This is a genomic window from Gemmata sp., from assembly GCF_051859125.1.
Taxonomy (GTDB): Bacteria; Planctomycetota; Planctomycetia; order Gemmatales; family Gemmataceae; genus Gemmata.
Genome location: NZ_JBHYGG010000101.1, coordinates 1 through 17,967, shown reverse-complemented (window position 1 = coordinate 17,967; position 17,967 = coordinate 1). Strand labels below are relative to the sequence as shown.

At 70.2% G+C, this 17,967-nt stretch carries 15 protein-coding genes; 7 read left to right on the top strand and 8 right to left on the bottom strand.

The genetic code is table 11. The features are described 5' to 3' along the window. Window positions 1-5 precede the first annotated feature (5 nt). The 7 genes from ACTIGN_RS10830 to ACTIGN_RS10800 form a co-directional block, all read right to left on the bottom strand. On the bottom strand, window positions 6-1,592 hold the full coding sequence (locus tag ACTIGN_RS10830) for a hypothetical protein (RefSeq protein WP_439623668.1): 1,587 nt from the start codon (window positions 1,590-1,592) through the stop codon (window positions 6-8). Beyond that, window positions 1,589-2,704 carry a prepilin-type N-terminal cleavage/methylation domain-containing protein gene (locus tag ACTIGN_RS10825; RefSeq protein ID WP_439623666.1) on the bottom strand — a complete coding sequence of 372 codons (1,116 nt, stop codon included), beginning with the start codon at window positions 2,702-2,704 and terminating at the stop codon, window positions 1,589-1,591. Before ACTIGN_RS10825 ends, ACTIGN_RS10830 begins: the two co-directional genes overlap by 4 nt. After that, complete coding sequence (locus ACTIGN_RS10820) at window positions 2,701-3,135, bottom strand: type IV pilus modification PilV family protein (RefSeq protein WP_439623664.1); 435 nt, start codon at window positions 3,133-3,135, stop codon at window positions 2,701-2,703. The genes ACTIGN_RS10825 and ACTIGN_RS10820 overlap by 4 nt, the downstream gene beginning before the upstream one ends. Next, window positions 3,132-3,674, bottom strand: coding sequence for a pilus assembly FimT family protein (locus ACTIGN_RS10815; RefSeq protein WP_439623663.1), 543 nt, complete (start codon window positions 3,672-3,674; stop codon window positions 3,132-3,134). Before ACTIGN_RS10815 ends, ACTIGN_RS10820 begins: the two co-directional genes overlap by 4 nt. A 39-nt stretch (window positions 3,675-3,713) precedes the next feature. After that, on the bottom strand, window positions 3,714-4,139 hold the full coding sequence (locus ACTIGN_RS10810; protein WP_439623661.1) for a prepilin-type N-terminal cleavage/methylation domain-containing protein: 426 nt from the start codon (window positions 4,137-4,139) through the stop codon (window positions 3,714-3,716). Window positions 4,140-4,527: 388 nt separating this feature from the next. Further along, window positions 4,528-5,754, bottom strand: coding sequence for a type II secretion system F family protein (locus ACTIGN_RS10805; RefSeq protein ID WP_439623659.1), 1,227 nt, complete (start codon window positions 5,752-5,754; stop codon window positions 4,528-4,530). 120 nt (window positions 5,755-5,874) lie between these two features. Continuing rightward, window positions 5,875-7,644: a GspE/PulE family protein gene (locus tag ACTIGN_RS10800; RefSeq protein WP_439623657.1), complete on the bottom strand. Its 1,770-nt coding sequence runs from the start codon at window positions 7,642-7,644 to the stop codon at window positions 5,875-5,877. A gap of 339 nt (window positions 7,645-7,983) precedes the next feature. Here ACTIGN_RS10800 and ACTIGN_RS10795 point away from each other — a divergent pair, with 339 nt between their 5' ends. The 3 genes from ACTIGN_RS10795 to ACTIGN_RS10785 all read left to right on the top strand — a co-directional run bounded on the left by ACTIGN_RS10795 (window position 7,984) and on the right by ACTIGN_RS10785 (window position 11,798). Continuing rightward, window positions 7,984-8,649, top strand: coding sequence for a Uma2 family endonuclease (locus tag ACTIGN_RS10795; protein ID WP_439623655.1), 666 nt, complete (start codon window positions 7,984-7,986; stop codon window positions 8,647-8,649). 19 nt (window positions 8,650-8,668) lie between these two features. After that, window positions 8,669-10,936, top strand: a complete 2,268-nt coding sequence (locus ACTIGN_RS10790; RefSeq protein ID WP_439623653.1) for a spermidine synthase — start codon at window positions 8,669-8,671, stop codon at window positions 10,934-10,936. Window positions 10,937-11,123: 187 nt separating this feature from the next. Next, window positions 11,124-11,798 carry a Uma2 family endonuclease gene (locus ACTIGN_RS10785; RefSeq protein ID WP_439623651.1) on the top strand — a complete coding sequence of 225 codons (675 nt, stop codon included), beginning with the start codon at window positions 11,124-11,126 and terminating at the stop codon, window positions 11,796-11,798. On the opposite strand, the gene ACTIGN_RS10780 is transcribed toward ACTIGN_RS10785, so the two are convergent. Next, a complete protein-coding gene (locus tag ACTIGN_RS10780) occupies window positions 11,779-12,198 on the bottom strand; it encodes a response regulator (protein WP_439623649.1) in 420 nt (139 codons plus the stop codon). The two genes, ACTIGN_RS10785 and ACTIGN_RS10780, sit on opposite strands and share 20 nt — an antisense overlap. Before the next feature lie 55 nt (window positions 12,199-12,253). Between ACTIGN_RS10780 and ACTIGN_RS10775 the strand changes: the two genes are divergently transcribed. From ACTIGN_RS10775 to ACTIGN_RS10760, 4 genes are all read left to right on the top strand, one after another. Then, complete coding sequence (locus tag ACTIGN_RS10775; protein WP_439623647.1) at window positions 12,254-13,765, top strand: class I adenylate-forming enzyme family protein; 1,512 nt, start codon at window positions 12,254-12,256, stop codon at window positions 13,763-13,765. A gap of 606 nt (window positions 13,766-14,371) precedes the next feature. Further along, window positions 14,372-15,901: a hypothetical protein gene (locus ACTIGN_RS10770; RefSeq protein ID WP_439623645.1), complete on the top strand. Its 1,530-nt coding sequence runs from the start codon at window positions 14,372-14,374 to the stop codon at window positions 15,899-15,901. Continuing rightward, complete coding sequence (locus ACTIGN_RS10765) at window positions 15,898-16,890, top strand: hypothetical protein (protein ID WP_439623643.1); 993 nt, start codon at window positions 15,898-15,900, stop codon at window positions 16,888-16,890. Before ACTIGN_RS10770 ends, ACTIGN_RS10765 begins: the two co-directional genes overlap by 4 nt. A 270-nt stretch (window positions 16,891-17,160) precedes the next feature. Continuing rightward, the gene (locus ACTIGN_RS10760; protein WP_439623641.1) at window positions 17,161-17,895 is read left to right on the top strand and encodes a hypothetical protein; all 735 of its coding nucleotides are present in this window, start codon (window positions 17,161-17,163) and stop codon (window positions 17,893-17,895) included. Window positions 17,896-17,967 lie beyond the last annotated feature (72 nt).

The following is a 17,967-nucleotide window of genomic DNA, read 5'->3' as shown; positions in this document are numbered from 1 at the left end:
CCGGGTTACTGCTGCTGTTTCGCGGGCGGCTGGAAGCCGCGGGGGGCGTCGAGGTCCCCGAGGTCGCGGAAGTAGATCACCCGCGGCGCGCCGAGGTTGGTGTCGATCACCGCCTCGACCCGGGCGACCGGCCCGCCCCCGGCGAGGTAGCCGATCGACTGGACGCGGTACACCATCGACCGGCCCGTGACGTACTTCTCGATCGCCTTGAACTTCTCCGGGGTCAGGTTCGCGGCGGTCACCAGCCACGCCCCGGTCGCGTACTCAGCGGTGCCGGGCACGACGCCGTCCCGCGCCCCGACAATCACGTCCGCGTCCGCGTCGGTCAGCCCCGGGAGCCCGAGGATCACCTCGCGGGGGGCCGCGTTCACGTTGAGCCGCGGGACCACCTCCACGGCCTCCTTGGTGGCGACCCGGTCGAGCAGCACCGGGAGCAACTCGCGGAGCTTGTTCGGGTCGTTGAGCGGCGAGTTGTACACGACCGTCGCCGACTGCCCGCCGCCGCTCGCGGTGCCGGGGAGCGTCACGCGGGTGTTCACGAGGTCGATCACCGAGTTCACCGCCCGGCCGCTGCTGGTCGTGCTCCCGAGCTTGGTCTCCACGGCGCTCGTGAGCTGGTCGAGCGAGGCGACCTCGACCTTCTGCTGCCCGCCCTTCCCCTTGCCCTTCTGAATCGGGTTGCCGTTGGCGTCGAGTTTCGTCGATCCGAACAGCTTGACGGCCGTGATGTACGCGGCGACCTCCGAACCGACCTCGCTGCCCTGGAGCGCCGCGTAGATCGCCCCCACGTCGTCGCCGTTGATGTACACCTTGAGGCGCCCGGTCGAGTCGGTGCCGACCTCGCGGCCGTAGATCGTGAGGTAGTCGGACCACCCGCGGGACAGGGACGTGGTGCCGCCGTCGTCGCCCGCCCCGTTCTGGTTCTGGTCGGTGCCGAACAGCAACTGCGGGGTGACGCCCTTGACCAGCAGCAGCTCCTCGATCGAGTTGAGCGGCCCGTTCTTGCACTTGTAGGGGTTGCCGAGCGACTGGTAGGTCGCGCTCTCGGCCCCGTTGATCCGCGGGGTGTCGTCGGCGTCCACCCAGTCGACGATCGCGTCGGCGGTGTCCGGCGACATGTCGGGGATCTTGAGGAGCGCGTTGTAGAGCACCTCGCCGGTCTTGTCCTGGGCGATCAGGGCGTTGATGTTGAGCTTCGCGCCCTCGTCGATCACGGCCGCCCGCTGCTCGTAGGTGCCGGACCCGGTCATCGCCACCGCCACGATGCGGAAGCTAGCGTTCCGGCCGGGGTTGTTCGGGTCCACCCGCACGGGAACTGCGCCGAACATCTCGGCGTTGTCGAGCGTCGGGTCGCCGCCCAGGTAGTTGGTGAACGCATCCGGGTCGGCGAGGAGCGCGGCGGCGTAGTGGACGCCGGACGCGGCGGCGGCGCGGGCCTGCGCCGCGTCGGACACGCGAACGGCCGCCCTGTGCTCCGCCGACATCGAGTCGGTGAACCGGTACGCGGCGAGGCTCAGCACCACGATCACGACCAGGACCGCGATCAGGACGTAGCCGGGGCGCTCTGTGCTGCGGTGGTGAGTGAGGATCATCGCCCGCCCCCCTTTGTGCCGCCCGGCGCACCACCGGTGCCGCCTGTCGTCCCACCCTTGGGAGTGGTCCCGCCGGTACCGCCCTTGGGTGCCGTCCCGCCGGTGGTACCGCCCTTGGGCGTTGTCCCACCCGTGCCACCGGTCGGCGTCGTGGTACCCCCAGCGGGCGGGGTCGTCGTACCGCCGGCGTCCTGCGCCGCCGGGCCTTGCTCGGTGGTAGTCGAGCCGCTCGTGATGACCGGGTCGACCAGTTCGGGGACGGTCGCGCCGGGGGCGGTGCGGACCGGGATCGTTTGCGAGACGGTACGCGACTGCGCCGCGGCCCCTGGCGCCCCGGGCCGCGAGAACGCGAGCGTCACGCGGACGGCCGCCGGGGGCGTCGGGATCGTGCCCGAGCCGCCCTCCCAGGTCTCGACCCAACTCGTGCCGTCGTAGTACTCGAACAGCACCTCGGTCACCTCGTCGGCGATCAGGCTCACGGCCTCGTTCGCCTGGTCGAAGCTGAACGTGTTGCCGACCTGGTCGGCGGTGACCCACGGCCGCTCCTGCCGGCACAGGCCGCCGGACCCCTTCCAGTAGTCGATGCGGACGAGGTCGCTCGCCCCCTGACCGCCGCCCGACGTGCCCAGCCCGCCGGGCGAGCCGAGCACGTCCGGCACCCGGCTCGCGAAGATCGTCAACTGCGTCGCGGTGCCGAGCACCCCGACCTGGAACGGGAAGTTCTGGGTGCCCCCCTGCGGGTCCATCGAAGCCGAGGACGCACCGGTCGCGGCCGGGTCGGTCGCGGCCGGGTCGGTCCCGGTGTCGTCGGTCGGGGCCGTTGTCTCGCCGGTCGTGGTGCCGCCCGTGGTCGCGCCGGTCGTCGAACCGGTCGCCGGGGTGCCGCCGGACTTCGGCGGGGCCGGCCCGAGGACGTTCGCGAGGTCGAGGCCGACCTTGTTGAACACCGCCCGCGACGTGGACTCGGCGTCCATCGCGTCGCGGCTCGCCTGCGTCTGGTTCACCGTCATGTTCATGACGACGTACAGCCCGGCCAGGATCATCGAGCCGATGACCGATGCGAGGAGCAGTTCGAGGATCGTGAAGCCGCGGCGGCGCGTGCGCGTGGTCACTGGCCACCTCCCGAGGGGTCCGGTCGAGCGGCCTCCGCGGCCGCGCCCTTCGCGGCCGGGTCGAGCACCATCTGGGCGAGGGTCAGGGTGAACGGCCGGCCCTTCAGGTCGCGGGTCACGGTCACGCTCACGAGGTACAGGTTCGTGCCCTGGAGTTCCGAGGTCACGGACCACGACCACCCGGCGTCGCTGTCCCCGAACTCGCCGCTCGCACTCTCGCTCATCGCCTCGATGCCGGTCTCGAACTCGGCGAGCTTCGCCTGGGCGAGCCGGGCACCGGTCGCGTGCAACCGGGCCTCCAACTCGTAGTCCGTCCCCATGTCGACGAGCCGCGAGATGGCCACGATCGCGATGAAGAAGATCGTCATCGCGAGCAGTACTTCGATGAGCGACAGGCCGGGCCGGCGCGACTGGCGAGTGGGGAGCGTCACTGCTGGCCCCCGGGGGTTTGGGGCACGTTCCGGCCCTGGCCCGTCAGCCCGCGGACCTGGATCACGATCGGGGCGAAGTTGTTCTGCTTGATCGTCACGGTGCAGGAGCGGGCTTCCTTCGAACTGCCGTCGGGCCGCATCGTGGCGACCGTGCTCCACTCGCTCCCGTCGGACGGCCGCTCGTCGCCCTCTTCCAGTTGCAGTTCGATGGTGGCCTCGTCGAGCGTGTCCTCGGTGACGAGCGAGCCGTAGCTCGGCGGGTCGTCGGCCGTTCCGGTGCCGAAGTTCTCGGTGTCCGGGGCGACGCGGACGCGGGCCTTGTCGCTGTGGACGGCGACCCGGAACGGCGTGCCGCGCTCCATCGCCTTCGCCCGCGCCTCGGCGAGCCGGGTGCGGAAGATGTCGGCGGCCGCCTTCTGCTTCGTGTTGCCGTAGAACCCGGCCAGCGACGGCGCGATGACCGCGCCGAGGATCACCAGCACCGCGAGAACGGCGACCATCTCGAGGAGCGTGTAGCCGGTGCGGCGCTGGCGGGGCATGGGTACGATCTCCGGGCGGGGCGAGGTCAGGCGTCGCGACTAGCGACCGGAGTTGACGTCGGGGACGACGATCTGCGGCTTGTTCGGCGGCTGGCACATGACATAAACGCGCTGAATGCTCGTGCCGTCCGACTGCGGAACTTCCTCGACCGTTGCTTGATACGTCACGCCCGGCCACGGGCTCTGGAACGCCTCCGCCCCCTGTTCGAGGAGCGGCGTCACCTCCGACGGGTCCTGCGGCCAGCGGGACTGCTGGGTGTAGAAGGTCTCGTAGGACTTCTTGATGGCGAGCATGTCGTTCTTGGCCCGGCCGACCTTGGCGTCCTCCAGGTAGCGGAACACCGAGATGCTCGCGACGCCGGCGAGGATCACGAGGATCGCCACGACAACGAGGACTTCGAGGAGGGTGAAGCCGGCCCGCCGCATGGCGCTGCGGCGGGTGGTCTGAACGGTCGTCAGCAGCATCGGAGAAGTCTCCTGGTTCGAGCGCCCGGTTCGGGCAGCGTTCCGGGTGGTGTCCTGGCCCTAAGTATATTCGCGCCGGGCGTTAACCAATCATGAGAGAGCATTCTCCTGATCGTTATCGCTATCGAAAAGCTGCGCTGCGTTCACCCGATTGAGGGCGGGCGCGACGGTTGCGGGGAGTTGGGGGAGGGGTCCCCGCAACCGATGCGAACTCTTCGCACAAGCCCCGAACTCTTCGCAAACGAGTTGAAGAGCCCCGCAATCGATCGAAACCACCTCGCGGGCAGCCAAATTCAAGCGGCCAATCTCGACCATTCAGCTTCCGGTTGAGGTGCCGCCACAAACCGGCTTGCCGAGGAAGTTTGCCCCTAACTCGGAGCCCGAATCACTACCCTACCGCACTGCCCATCTTGAAAACCGGCAGCAGCAGGCCCGCGACGATCAGCAGCGTGATGCCGGCCATCACGAGCAGCATGATCGGTTCGAGGAGCTTGACCATCAGGTCCAGGTTGCGGGCGGTGCGCTTCTCCAGGCCGTTGGCGACGTTGATGAGGACCGTTTCGAGGCTGTTCGCCTCCTCCGCGATGGTGATCATTTCCACGACGTCGCTCGGGAAGTACCCGGAGCGGCGGAGCGGGTCGGCGAGTTTCTGGCCGGCGGTCACGTTCTCGGCGCTCTTCTCGATGGCCAGCGACAGCACCTTGTTGCCGGTCGAGTCCTTCGCGATGTGCAGCGCCTTCAGGATCGGGATGCCGTTGTGGAGCATCGTCCCGAGGATGCGGCAGAACCGCGACAGGGCGAGGTTCAGGAAGATCGGCCCGAACAGCGGCAGGCGGATCTTCCATCTGTCAGCCCAGGCCCGACCGCTCCCGCGGGTCCACCGCACGAACGCGATGACCCCGACGATCCCCCCGACGATGGCGGCGATGCCCTGCCACGTCCGCAGGAAGTCGCTGAACGCCATGAGGTAGGTCGTGAGGGCCGGGAGCTCGCCCTTCTCCTTGAGCTTCTCGAAGATCTTCCCGAACTTCGGCACGAAGAAGATGATGAGGATGTTCAGCACGCAGAACCCGGCGACCGCGAGGAACATCGGGTACGCGAGCGCGCCGACCACCTTCGCCTTCAAGTCCTCCTGGTGCTCGACGAACGTCGCGATGCGCTGCAGCACCTCTTCGAGGAACCCGCCCTCCTGGCCGGCCCGGATCATGCTGATCGCGAGTTCGCCGAAGACGTGCGTGTGCTGGCCCATCGCCTGCGCGAGCCCGGTGCCGTCGGCCACCTTCCCCCGCACGTCGCGGATCACGGCCTGGAGCGTCGTGTTACTGCTCTGGCGCTCCAGGAGTTCGAGGGACCGCAGGAGCGGCACACCGGAGTGGAGCAGGTCGGCGAGCTGCGAGTACATGGTCGCGAGCTGCCGGCCCTTGACCTTCTTGGCGAAGAACCCGCCGCCCTTCCCGCCGCCGCCGAGCGGCTGGTTCCGGGCGAGGTCGATCTTCACCGGGAACAGCCCGCGGCCGTCGAGGATGAGCGCGACCTCGCGCTCGCTGTTGGCAGTGAGCGTCCCCGTGGACTTGGTCCCGGTGCGGGCCATCGCGGTGAAGTTGAAGTCTGGCATCTTCGATTGCGGAATGCGGAGTTCGGAATGCGGAATCTCAGACAATCGACAGTCTAACCCGCGGGGGCCGAATGCTTCTCGGGTCTCAGCGGCTTTTCATTCCGCACTCCGAACTCCGCACTACGAGATGTCCCCCGCGGTCGTCCGGGTCACTTCCTCGATGGTTGTGGTACCGGCGAGCACCTTCCGCCAGCCGTCCTGTCGGAGGGTGATCATGCCGGCCTTGAGCGCCTCGAGGCGGATCACGCCGGCGTTGACGCGCTGGCCGACGAGGTCGCGCATCGCGTCGTTGTTGACGAGCAGTTCGTGGATGCCGGTCCGGCCGCGGAACCCGGACTGGCGGCACGCCCGGCACCCCACCCCCTTGAGCAGCGTGCCGTCGTGGTGGGCGGCCGCGCCCATCATCTCGACCATCCCCTGCTGGATGGCGAAGTCGGCGGCGGGCTTCAGGGCGTTCGGGCGGAGCGGGAAGTCGAGCGGGAGGGTGTCCGGGTCCGGGACGTAGGTGGTCCGGCACTCGGGGCAGATGGTGCGGACGAGCCGCTGCGCCATCACCCCCTCGACCGTGCTGGAGACGAGGAACGGCTCGACCCCCATGTCGATCATGCGGGTGAACGCGCTGGCGGCGTCGTTCGTGTGGAGCGTGCTGAACACCATGTGGCCGGTGAGCGACGCCTGGATCGCCATCTCGGCGGTCTCGAGGTCGCGGATCTCGCCGACGAGGATCACGTCCGGGTCGTGCCGCAGGATCGACCGCAGCGCCGCGGCGAACGTGAGCCCGATCTTCGCGTGCGTCTGGATCTGGCTGATGCCGTCCTGGTGGTACTCGACCGGGTCCTCGACCGTGATGATCTTGGTGACCTCGTCCTTGATCTCGTTGAGCGCCGAGTAGAGCGTGGTGGACTTGCCCGAGCCGGTCGGGCCGGTGACGAGGACGATGCCGTGCGGGCGGTCGATGAGCTGCTTGAACGTGCTGTGGACGTCCGGGAGCATCCCGCAACTGGACAGGTTGAACTTCATCCGGCCCTTGTCGAGGAGCCGCATGACGATCCCCTCGCCGTGGGTCATCGGGATGATCGACACGCGGACGTCGATCTCGCGGCCCTGCACCTTCATCTTGATGCGGCCGTCCTGCGGGAGCCGCTTCTCGGCGATGTTGAGCCGGGCCATGATCTTGATGCGGCTGATGATCGCGGCCTGGAACCGGTTGATCTCCGGGGGCAGGTTCTGGAGTTGGAGCAGGCCGTCGATCCGGTACCGGATGCGGATGCCCTTCTCCTCGCACTCGACGTGGATGTCGGACGCCCGCTCGTTGGCCGCTTCGACGAGGATCTGGTTCACGAGCCGGACGACCGAGGCCTCCTGGGCCTGCTTCGCGAGTTCCGAGTCGTCGGCCTCGATCCCCTCGAGGAACTCGATGTCGTCCTGGCCCTTGGCCTCCTCCGCGAGCGCCGCGACGGTGTCGCCGCCGACGCCGAAGTGCTGCTTGATGAGCCGGCTGATCTCGCGGTTCGGGGCCAGCACCGGCATGACGTGCAGGCCGGTGAGCGTCTGGAGCTCGTCGATCGCGTAGGCGTCGAACGGGTCACCGGTGGCGACGACGAGGGTGCCGTTGTGCCGCGACACCGGCATCAGGTTCTTGCGGTGGACGAGCTTCTGCGGCATCGCCGCGAGGACGCTCGGGTCGATGGTGGCGCGGGAGAGGTCGACGAGTTCGAGGCCGAACACCTCGGCGAGCACGGGCAGGAGCGCGTCCTCGCGGACGAACCCCTTGTCGATGAGCACCTGGTGCGGGGGGTACTCGGGTGCGTTGCGGATGGCGTCGGCGGCCCGGGTGCGGTCCGCGTCGAGCAGGAGACCGCGGGCGGAGAGCGTTTCGAGCAACTGCATGGCGACCCCGTGTGCCTGGACATACCCGCGGGGGGCCGCGAAGGTTTCGCGCGCCGTCTCGTGTGAGCCTAAACGATTCTAGTTCCTCAGAAATGAGAATGTGCTGAAACGGGGCAAACGGTGCGGCCGCGCCGCCCGCACGAACGCTACCGGCAAAGTAGTAGGCACACTCCGTGTGCCGTTCGACGCTCGTCGTTCCGACGGCACACGGAGTGTGCCTACTACTTTGTGCCGTTCGACGGACTCGGCCGGCGTGGAACGCCGTTCGGATTTCGGGTAGATTGTGGCCACAGGAGGCCGACGGCGGATCTCCGCGTTCAGGATGTGTGGAGCGGTCGCATGGACACGGTCATCGTCACCGGCGAGCAGCAAATCGACATCCCCGCGTGGGTGGTGGACTTCGAGTCGTTCCGCCGCTGGTTGGAGTCGGAGGAGTTCCCCGAGCAAGGAAAGGTCTGTTTCATCCACGGCAAGGTATGGGTGGACCTGAGCATGGAAGAGTTCCTCAGTCACAACATGCTGCGCACGGAAATCGGGGCGGTCCTCCACACGCTGATGAGGCAGACCAAATTCGGGCGGTTCGTGAGCGAGGGGATGCGCTACGTCCACGCCGAAACGGAACTCTCGACCGAGCCGGACGGCATGGTCATCTCGGACGCGGCGCTGCGCGACGGGCGGGTTCACCTCGTGGGCGGGAAGAAGGGCGACCAGACGCAGGTCGTCGGCTCGCCGGACATCGTCATCGAGGTCGTCAGTCGCAGTTCGGAGGTGAAAGACGCGGAGTGGGCCATGGCCGCGTACTTCGATGCCGGCATCACCGAGTACTGGGTGATCGACGGCCGCGACGAGGACGACTTGCGGTTCGACATCTTCAAGCGGAGTAAGAAAGAGTTCACGGCCGCACGCAAACAGGGCGGGTGGGTGAAGTCCGCCGTTCTGGAGCGGTCGTTCCGCCTCGTGCTCGCCGACGGTGAAAGACCGGAGTTTACGCTCGAAGTTCGCTAACCCCTCGCCACGGTGCCGCGTGCCACTGCTGTTCTCTCTCACGCTCTTCTGTAGCGCGTTCCTGCTGTTCCAGGTCCAGCCGATGGTCGGCAAGATGCTGCTGCCCAAGCTCGGCGGCACGCCCGCGGTCTGGAACACGTGCATGGTGTTCTTCCAGGCCGCCCTCCTACTGGGGTACGCCTACTCGCACGCGCTCTCGACGTGGCTCGGCAGCCGCCGCGGGTCCGTCGTTCACCTCGGGGTCATGCTCGTGCCGGCGCTCGTGCTACCGATCGCCATCGGCGACGACGCCTTCCGCTCGGCCGCCGCGAGCAACCACCCGGTTCTGGTGATCCTCGGCCAGCTCAGCCTCGGCGTCGGGCTGCCGTTCTTCGTCCTCTCGACGACCGCGCCGCTGCTCCAGCGGTGGTTCAGCGACACCGGGCACCCGTCCGCCCGCGACCCGTACTTCCTGTACGCCGCGAGCAACGTCGGCAGCATGGTCGCGCTGCTCGGCTACCCGCTCGTGGTCGAACCGGTCCTGCCGCTCGACGTGCAGAGCTGGTACTGGATGTGGGGCTACGCCGTGTTCGCCGCAATGGTGGCCGCGTGCGCCGCGACGCTGTGGCGGAACCGAAGGCCCGCCCCCGAGGCGAGTGCCGCGGCGGAACCGGAGCGCGCCGCCGACCCGCTGAATTGGCCGCGGCGGCTGTGGTGGGTGTTCCTGTCGTTCGTGCCGTCGAGCCTGCTGCTCGGCTGCACGACGTACATCTCGACCGACCTCGCGCCGATCCCGCTCCTGTGGGTGGTGCCGCTCGCGCTGTACCTGCTCACCTTCATCCTCGTGTTCGCCAAGCGGCCGCCGATCCCGCACCGGCTCGCCAGCCGCGTGCTGCCGATCGCGGTGCTGGCGCTCGTCCTGCAGGTGCTGATGGTCGCGACGCAGTTCCGCGGGCTGCCGTTCTGGGTGCTGCCGCTGATCCACCTGTTCACGTTCTTCGTCGTCGCGCTGGTCGGCCACGGGGAGCTCGCGAAGGACCGGCCCGCCCCCGTTCACCTCACCGAGTTCTACCTGTGGATGTCGGTCGGCGGCGTGCTGGGAGGGGTGTTCAACGCGCTCGTCGCGCCGGTCGTGTTCCAGCACACCGGGCTGACCGAGTACCCGCTCGCGCTCGTGCTCGGGTGCCTGCTGCGGCCGCGGGGGAGGAACGCCGACGGCACCCCGCACCGGACGAACGTCTGGGACGTGATTCTGCCGGCGGCGCTGTGCGCCGGCACCGTCGGCCTCCTGCTGCTCACCCGTGCCCTCGACATGGAGCCCGGCCCGGCCCGCAACGCCATCGCGTTCGGGCTCCCGTGCGTCATCGCCTTCACGTTCGTCGACCGGGTGCCGCGGTACGCGCTCGCCGTGGCGGCACTGTTCGTCGCCGGGGCGCTGAACACGAACCAGGACCGGCTCACCCTGGAGCGGAACTTCTTCGGGGTCGTCGCGGTCGTGAACGCGAAGTCCGAGGACGACGGCTCGCACTTCCGCCAGATGATCCACGGGAACACGCTGCACGGGCAGATGCGGGGGGACGCGACCGACGCCGACGGCCGGCACGAACCGCTGACGTACTACTACCGCACCGGCCCCGTGGGCACCGCGATGCTCGCGTGGCAGAAGTCCCGGCCGCCCGGCGCGTCGGTCGGCGTGATCGGCCTCGGCACCGGCTCGCTCGCGTACTACGCCCGCCCCGGCGACGCGTGGACCTTCTACGAGATCGACCCGACCGTCGAGCGGCTCGCGGGCGACCCGCGGTACTTCTCGTTCCTGGCCGAGTGCCGGGCCTCCGACTCGCGGGTCGTCCTCGGCGACGCCTACCTGCGGTTGCAGGAGGTGCCGCCCGGCACGTACGACTTCCTCGTGCTCGATGCGTTCAGCTCCGACTCGATCCCGGTCCACCTGCTCACCCGCGAGGCGCTCGCGCTGTACCGCTCGCGGATGAAGCCGGGCGGCGTGATGGCGTTCCACATCTCGAACCGCTACCTGAACCTCCGGCCCATCCTCGCGAAGCTCGCCGAGGACGCGGGCATGGAGGTCCGCGGGTGGCGCGACATGGCGAGCGACGAGGAGAAGAAGCAGGGCAAGAGCGAGTCGGAGTGGGCCGTCCTCGCCGACCGCGAGGCCGACCTCGCGCCGATCCTGCGGCCCCGCGGCCCCGACGCGATCCCCGACCCGCGGTGGGAGAAGATGACGTCGCAGCCCAACACCCCGCTGTGGACCAACAACTTCTCGAACCTGCTCAGCGCGTTCCTCCACGACTGACACCAGATCTGCTGGATTCGTTTCTGTCTGGTGGGGCAGGCATTCTTGCCTGCCTCCAGTCGCGTCGGGAGGCAGGCAAGAATGCCTGCCCCACCAGGGCCAACTGATCCACGCGACCGGTATGACCGGTGCGCTCGCCTTGGAGCGCGAGCGGCACCGGTGGTAAACTGCGGCGAAGGAGGGAGCCATGTCCACGGTGCTTTCGCAGGAGTACGGCAAGATTCACATCCCCGAGGGGCTCACGACCCTGGCGGCGTTCCTCGACTGGCTCGACACCACCGAGTTGCCGGAGAAGCTGCCGATCCGCTTCCACAAGGGCGAAGTGTGGGTGGACCTCATGGAAGAGATGTTCTCGCACAGCCGCGTCAAGTCGGCCCTGGGGATCACGCTCGGGGCACTCATCGAGAACGCCGATCTCGGAATGTACGTGCCCGACGGGATGCTCCTGACCAATGAGTATGCGGAACTCGCGACGGTGCCGGACGCGATGTTCCTCTCGAACGCCGCGCTGAAGGCCGGGCGGGTGCGGTTCTCGGCCGGGAAGACGCGCGGAGCCGTTGCGACGCGGGTCGTCGGCACACCCGACATCGCCGTCGAGATCGTGAGCCCGAGTTCCGAGGGCGTCGATTCCGAGTGGCTGATGGCCGCGTACCACAACGCCGGCGTGCCCGAGTACTGGGTCATCGACGCGCGCGACAAGGCCGAGGTGCGGTTCGACATCTACAAGCGGAAGCCGAAGGAGTACGCCGCGGCCCCGCGGCGCGCCGGGTGGGTCAAGTCCGCGGTGCTCGACCGCTCGTTCCGGCTCGTCCGGACCGCGGGAACGAGCGGCACGGCCCGGTTCACGCTGGAGGTGCGGTGACGGCCGCGCGCCCCCAGCGGGCGCGGCGCAGCAGCGCCCGCAGGCGCGCCACCAACTCCTGCGCGTCGGGCAGCTTGATGAGGTAGTCGTCGGCCCCGGCGTCGAGCGCCTCGGCCTTCGTGAAGGGGTCGTCGATGCTCGACATCATCACGATCGGCACCGTCGCGGTCCCGGGGTTGTCGCGGAGCCGGCGGATCACCTCCAGCCCGCCCACGCCGGGCATCACCATGTCCACGATCACCGCCGCCGGCAACGCCGCCCCTACCTCGGCCACGGCCCGGCACGGGTCCTGGCAGTAGTGCATCGCGAACTCGGGGGCGGTCGCGAGCAGCCGCCGCATCGCCGCGGCCATCAGGGGCTGATCGTCGATGAGTAGGATCGGGATCGGGGCGGTGGACATGCCTGCCTCGGAACGCGGCGCGTGGGTGGGGTCCCGCAATCATACAACGGCACACATGGACTTCTCCACCATCCTCGACGAGTCGGCCCGGAAGTTCGGCGACCGGGTCGCCCTGACCGCGGCCGGCGAGTCGCTCGCGTTCGCGGACCTGGCCGACCGCGTTGCTCGGCTCGCGGGCGGCCTCGCGGCCCTCGGCCTTTCCCCCGGCGACCGCCTCGCCACGCTGGTCCCGAACGGCTTCGACCTCGTCGCGACGCTCCTCGCGGCCGCACGCGCCGAGCTGATCTCCGTGCCCCTTCCCCCGCGGTTCGCGCCGCCGCAGATCGGTTACGCGCTGCGGCACAGCGCGGCGCGCGCGCTGGTGACCACGCCCGCCCTGCTCGCGAACGTCCCGGCGGACGCCCGCGCGTCGCTCGATGTCACCGTGGCGACCGGCGACGCGCCCGACACCACTCTCCTTGCCGATTTGCTGAAGGGCCCGCCGGCTCCCCCGGTCCGGAGCGCCGCGGACCCCATCGGCCTGCTGATGTACACGTCCGGCACGACGAGCCGGCCGAAGGGGGTCGCGCACTCGCAGCGCCGCATGGCCCGCCGCGTGGACCTTTTCGTCGGCGAGATGGGCCTGACAGCCGCGGAAGCCACCCTCGCGGTCGCCGACGCCGGCCGCCCCGCGGTGCTTCTGGGCCAGGTGCTGCCCATGCTCCGGGTCGGCGGCCGCACGCACCTCCTCCCCCGGCCCGACCCCGCCTTGTTCTGGGCGCAGTACGCGGCCGCGCGCCCGACCTACCTGTTCACCCCGCCGGGGGTCGCGTTCGACCTGCTCGACCACGCCGCGGCGAGGGGCGCCGACCACGCCGCACTTCGCGCGTGGGTGACCGGCGGCGACAAGGCCCCCCCCGCCTTGCACCGCCGCATGGCCGAGGTCGTCGGCCGACCGCTCCTCGAAATGTGCGGGATGACCGAGACCGGGTTCTACGCGATCAACCCGCCGGGCGGCCCGATCAAGGTCGGCTCGATCGGGCTGGCGATGCGCGGCGTCGCCGTGCGGTTGGTCGCCCCCGACGGCAACGACGTTCCCCCGGGCGAGATCGGGCACATCGTCGTCCGCACCCCGGACACGATGGTCGGCTACTGGAACGACACGCTCCAGACCCACCGCGTCCTGCGCGACGGGTGGCTCGACACCGGCGACCTCGCACGGGCCGACGACGACGGCTACCTGTGGTTCGTGTGCCGCGACAAGGACATGATCTGCCGCGGCGGGTCGAAGGTGGCCCCGGCGATGGTCGAAGAGGTTCTCGCGGCGCACCCGGCGGTCGCCGCGGTCGCGGTCGTCGGCGTCTCGGACCCGCGGTACGGTCAGGTGCCGTTCGCGTTCTACCGCACCCGCCACGACGCCCCCGACCCGGAGAGCGACGCCCTCCGCGCCTGGGTCGCGGCCCGCCTCGACGCGCCGTCGGTTCCCGCGGGGTTCGCGAAGCTCGACCACTGGCCCGTCACCGACCAGGGGAAGCTCGACCGCTCGCGGCTCGTGTGGATGGCCGAGGCCGGCGGGTGCGAGATATGAAACCGCTTGGGTGTCCGGGAGGTGAGGTTCTACCCGTCTGGGGAGCAAGTTGAGGGGTACTTCCGGCTTCGCCCTCTCCCCTTGCGGGAGAGGGCAGCGAGGCTTTGCGAGCGGGTGAGGGGTCAAGCGGCAATATCTCGGAAGGTTCACCCCCTCACCCGGCCGCGAAGCGCGGCCACCCTCTCCCGTAAGGGAGAGGGCCAGAACCAAGACCCCAGCCGCCTCGGTTGCAACGGGTAAAACTCCAACTCCCCTTGTGTCCGTGGCGAGCCGCGAGCGTCAGCGACCGGAGTTCCGCACGCAACTCCGGTCGCTGACGCTCCCGGCTCGCCGTGCCGCTGGGTTTATCTCGAATGTCGAAGGCGAACGCAGCGATTTCGCTTCTAAGCCGCTTCCAATTTTCCACTTGCGACGCACCCGTCCGTCCCCACCGCCTCTCAAAACCCGGGTGCCTGTCTCGGAAAAGCGACTGGCGAGCCGCTTACGTTCGCGCCACGCCAGAATCTGACCCCAGCAATACGGTTTGACTGGACAGGTACAATTCGCGAAACGGCCGCTGCCTCGACCAAGTACCCGCCCTTGCTTGAATCCGTCAGGAGGCCCATCGTGGACGCCCACGCTCTCGGGGAACTCACCGCCCGCCTCCGCGACCGCGTTGCGGCCGTTCGGGGGAAGCGGCACGACGCCGGCAGCCTGATGCCCGACGAAGCCGAACTCGTTCGCGAGCTGGCCGCGCTCGCCGCCGAGTGCCCGCCGGACACCGAGCCGCTCGCGTTCTGGGTCGTCGTCGGACTCTTCCTCTACGGGAAGCCGAACGCGCCCCTCTGCCCCGCCCGCGTCGCCCACGCCACGGCCTATGCGACCCGGTGGCAGCGCCGCGGCGGCGCGATCGTGTTCCGCGACGGCGGGCTGCTCCAGCTCGTGTTCCTCTACGGCCTCGGCGTGCGGCGGCCGGCCGGGGCGGTGGGGGACGAATCGCTCGAGCAGGCCGCGGTCTGGGGCGCGGCCCCGTGGCCGGGCGCGCTGCTCGCGCTGCGGCGGTTCCTGGTCGGCCTCGCGGTGTGGCTCGTCACCGGCCTGCGGCGGCTTGGGTTCCGCGACGTGGACCTGCTCGGCGAGTTCGCCGGGAGCCGCAGCAGCCGCCCGGCCGACGCCTTCGGCCGGAGCCTCGCGGACCACACGGTCGGCGTGCTGCTCGGGCACACCCGGTGCCTGTGCGCCGAACTGTTCCGCGACGCGAACCCCGGCAGCCCGGCCGGGTGCGCCGAGCACCGCCACGAGCAGCGGCACCTGCTCACCGGCTACCTCGACGGCCACTGGCCCGCCGGCCGCAACTACGCCTCGCAGCCGTTCCCGCTCACCGAGCACGTGTTCCGCGCCGCGTGCGGGGGCCAGCCCACGCGGCCCCGCGCCCTGGAAGAGGGCATCTGGTTCTCGCTCATCCGGGCCACCAGCGCGTCGCTGGTCGTGCTGAAGGTGCTGGTGTGCGAGACGTGCCGGAACCACCTGTCGCGGCTCGATGAGTGCGGCACGTGCGGGACCGCGTGGCCGCGGAACCGCATCATCGACTGGCTCGCGACCGAGGACGACGAGCGGTTCCGCCCGGCCGAGGGGAAGGAGTGCCGGCGGTGCGGCCGGCTCGCTCCGGTCGGGCAGGCGGCGTGCGCGTGCGGGTCCGCCGGCGTCGGCTTCACCCGCGTCATCAAGGGGACCGGACAGGTCGCGTGCGTGGCGTGCGACAAGCGGCTCCCGCGGACGCTGCACGCCTGCCCGCACGCCCCGTGCCTGAACGCCGACTACGGCGGGGTGACGCACTTCCACCTGCGGCTCGACGAGGCCAGCGTCGAGACGGTCCCGGTCTGCTCCGGCCCGCACCGCGGTAGCGGCGTGTTCCGCCGGCCGATCCCGCGGAAGGTCGAACTCGCCGACGGGTTCGCGGACCCGCACGCCGAGTCGCCCGACGGCCCGGCCTCGACGCGCGCCGCGGACATGACGCAGACACCGCTGCCGCTCGCCCTTCAGGATGCGCGGCGGCCGGTCGTCGAGATCGCGGTCGAACCGGCCGATTCCCTTCTCGCCCCCACCGTCGCCCGCACCAAGATGTCCGCCGCCCTCGCCCTGGGGAGGGAGTCATGAACCGGGCCACCACCCACTCTCCGACCGTGGCCGAACGCGCACGGGCCGTTCTCGACGGCCTGTCCCTGGTCGCCGGTGAGCCGTTCTACGCCGCGGCCGACGGGGTCGTCGTGACCGGCGCGCCGCTCCCGGCCGCCGAGGCCGCGGTGTGCGGGGCCGACCACGAGGTCACCATCTCGACCGGGTTCCCGCCCGACCCGGCAACCGCCGGCATCACGGTCTGGGTGCAGCGCCGCGGGCCGACCGGCGGCCAACTCGAACGGGTCGGCGAGACCGACCGGTTCGGCACCGTGCTGTTCCGGGCAGGTGCAGCGGGGACCGAGTACCGGCTGACTGCGAGCCGCGGGTCCGGGGTCCGGCCGCTACCCCCCGAAGCCGCTGCGATCCTGCCGTTCCCGCCGGCCGCGAAGCCGGCGTGCCCCGTGTGCAACGGGCCGGCGATGGGGTGGGTCGCGAAGGTCGCCGGGCTGCGGGCCGGGCTCGCGGCGGGGCACCCGGTGTGCCGCGGGCACCTGACCGGCCCCGACAGCGTGATCCTCGCCGCGGCGCACGACGGGTGGCAGCGGAACGCCCCCGAGGTGTTCGCCGCCTGCACGGAGTTGCTCGGCGACCTGCTCGACGAGCACGACCCCGCGCACCGCGGGTTCCTCGCGCTCTACCCGGCCGAGGAACAGGCGCTGGCGTTCAACGAGGTCGCCGGCGTCCTCTCCACGGTGATCGCCGTAGGGTACGTCCTCGCCCGGCGGCCCGGTCGGGCCGCCGCAGCGGGACACGCCGCCGCGGTCCACCTCCAGTCGGTCGTGCGGGCCGGGTGGTCGGCGTCGCGCCCGGCACCCGCCCGCGAGGCCGGGCCCCCGCAGCCGGTCGAGAGCCTCCTCTCGCGGCTCGCGACGCGGCTCCGCCGGGGCTGGGCGGACGGGTTCCTGGAGTTCCGCCGACTGTGCGCCGCGATCACCCGCGAAGACGCCGTGCGGCCCGAGAGCGTGTGACCGCGGATCGCCTGGATTCGTTTCTGTCTGGTGGGGCAGGCATTCTTGCCTGCCTCCAGAGGCGGTTGGAGACAGGCAAGAATGCCTGCCCCACCGGAGCGACGTCGGGCCAAAAGCCGACAGTTCGCTCCCCACTTCCCGTTCCCCGGACGGTTGCTCGCACAATTGGCATCCCGCGTGCAACCGTTCCAGGCACCCGGCACCACGCTCTTTCCGCGCACGGTGTGCGCGCCGGGGTGCCGGTTCCCCCAATTTCAACAGGACTCGCAAATGGCCACGACTGTGAACGATGCCGCCGAACGGCACGACTTCGCGCCCGACATCCTGGGCGTCAAGAGCCGGGTGTCCTGGTCCGCCATCTTCGGGGGCACGGTGATCGCCCTCGCGACGTACATCGTCCTCACCATGCTCCTCGGCGCGATCGGCATCACGCTGACCGACGCGGGGGTGCGGGGCAACGCCGTGGGCACGGGCGTGCTGGTGGCGATGATCGTGACGATGGTCGTCGCGCTGTTCCTCGGCGGCTGGGTGTCGTCGCAACTGACGGCCGGCGAGAACCGCCAGGAGGCCGCGATCTACGGGCTGCTGACGTGGGCCGCCGTGACCGGCGCGACCCTGATGCTCGTGAGCATGGGCGTCCGCGGCGGGTACTTCGCGATCGTCGGCGGGTCGATGGTGGCCCAGAACAGTGACCGGGGCGCGTCGTGGGAGGAGACCGCCCGGCAGGCCGGCGTGCCGCAGCAGCAGATCGACTCGGCCAAGGCCGCGGTCGACCCGAACCGCGTGCGGGCCGAGCTGAACGACCCGGCCAACCAGGAGCGGGCGATGAACGCCGCCGTGACCTCGTCGTGGGTCGCCCTCGTGGCCACGATGCTCTCGATGGCCGCCGCGGTGACCGGCGCCATGGCGGGCCGCGGGGCCGCGTTCCGGCTGTTCCCGGCGGGAACTGGCGCGGGGATCCGCCGCAGCTCGAGCGGCCCGCAGCTCATCGTCCCGAACGCCTGATGCCCCGGACCACGCCGGTGGTGGGGAACCCGGATTCCCCACCACCGGCGAACCACCGCACAGGTCGCGCGG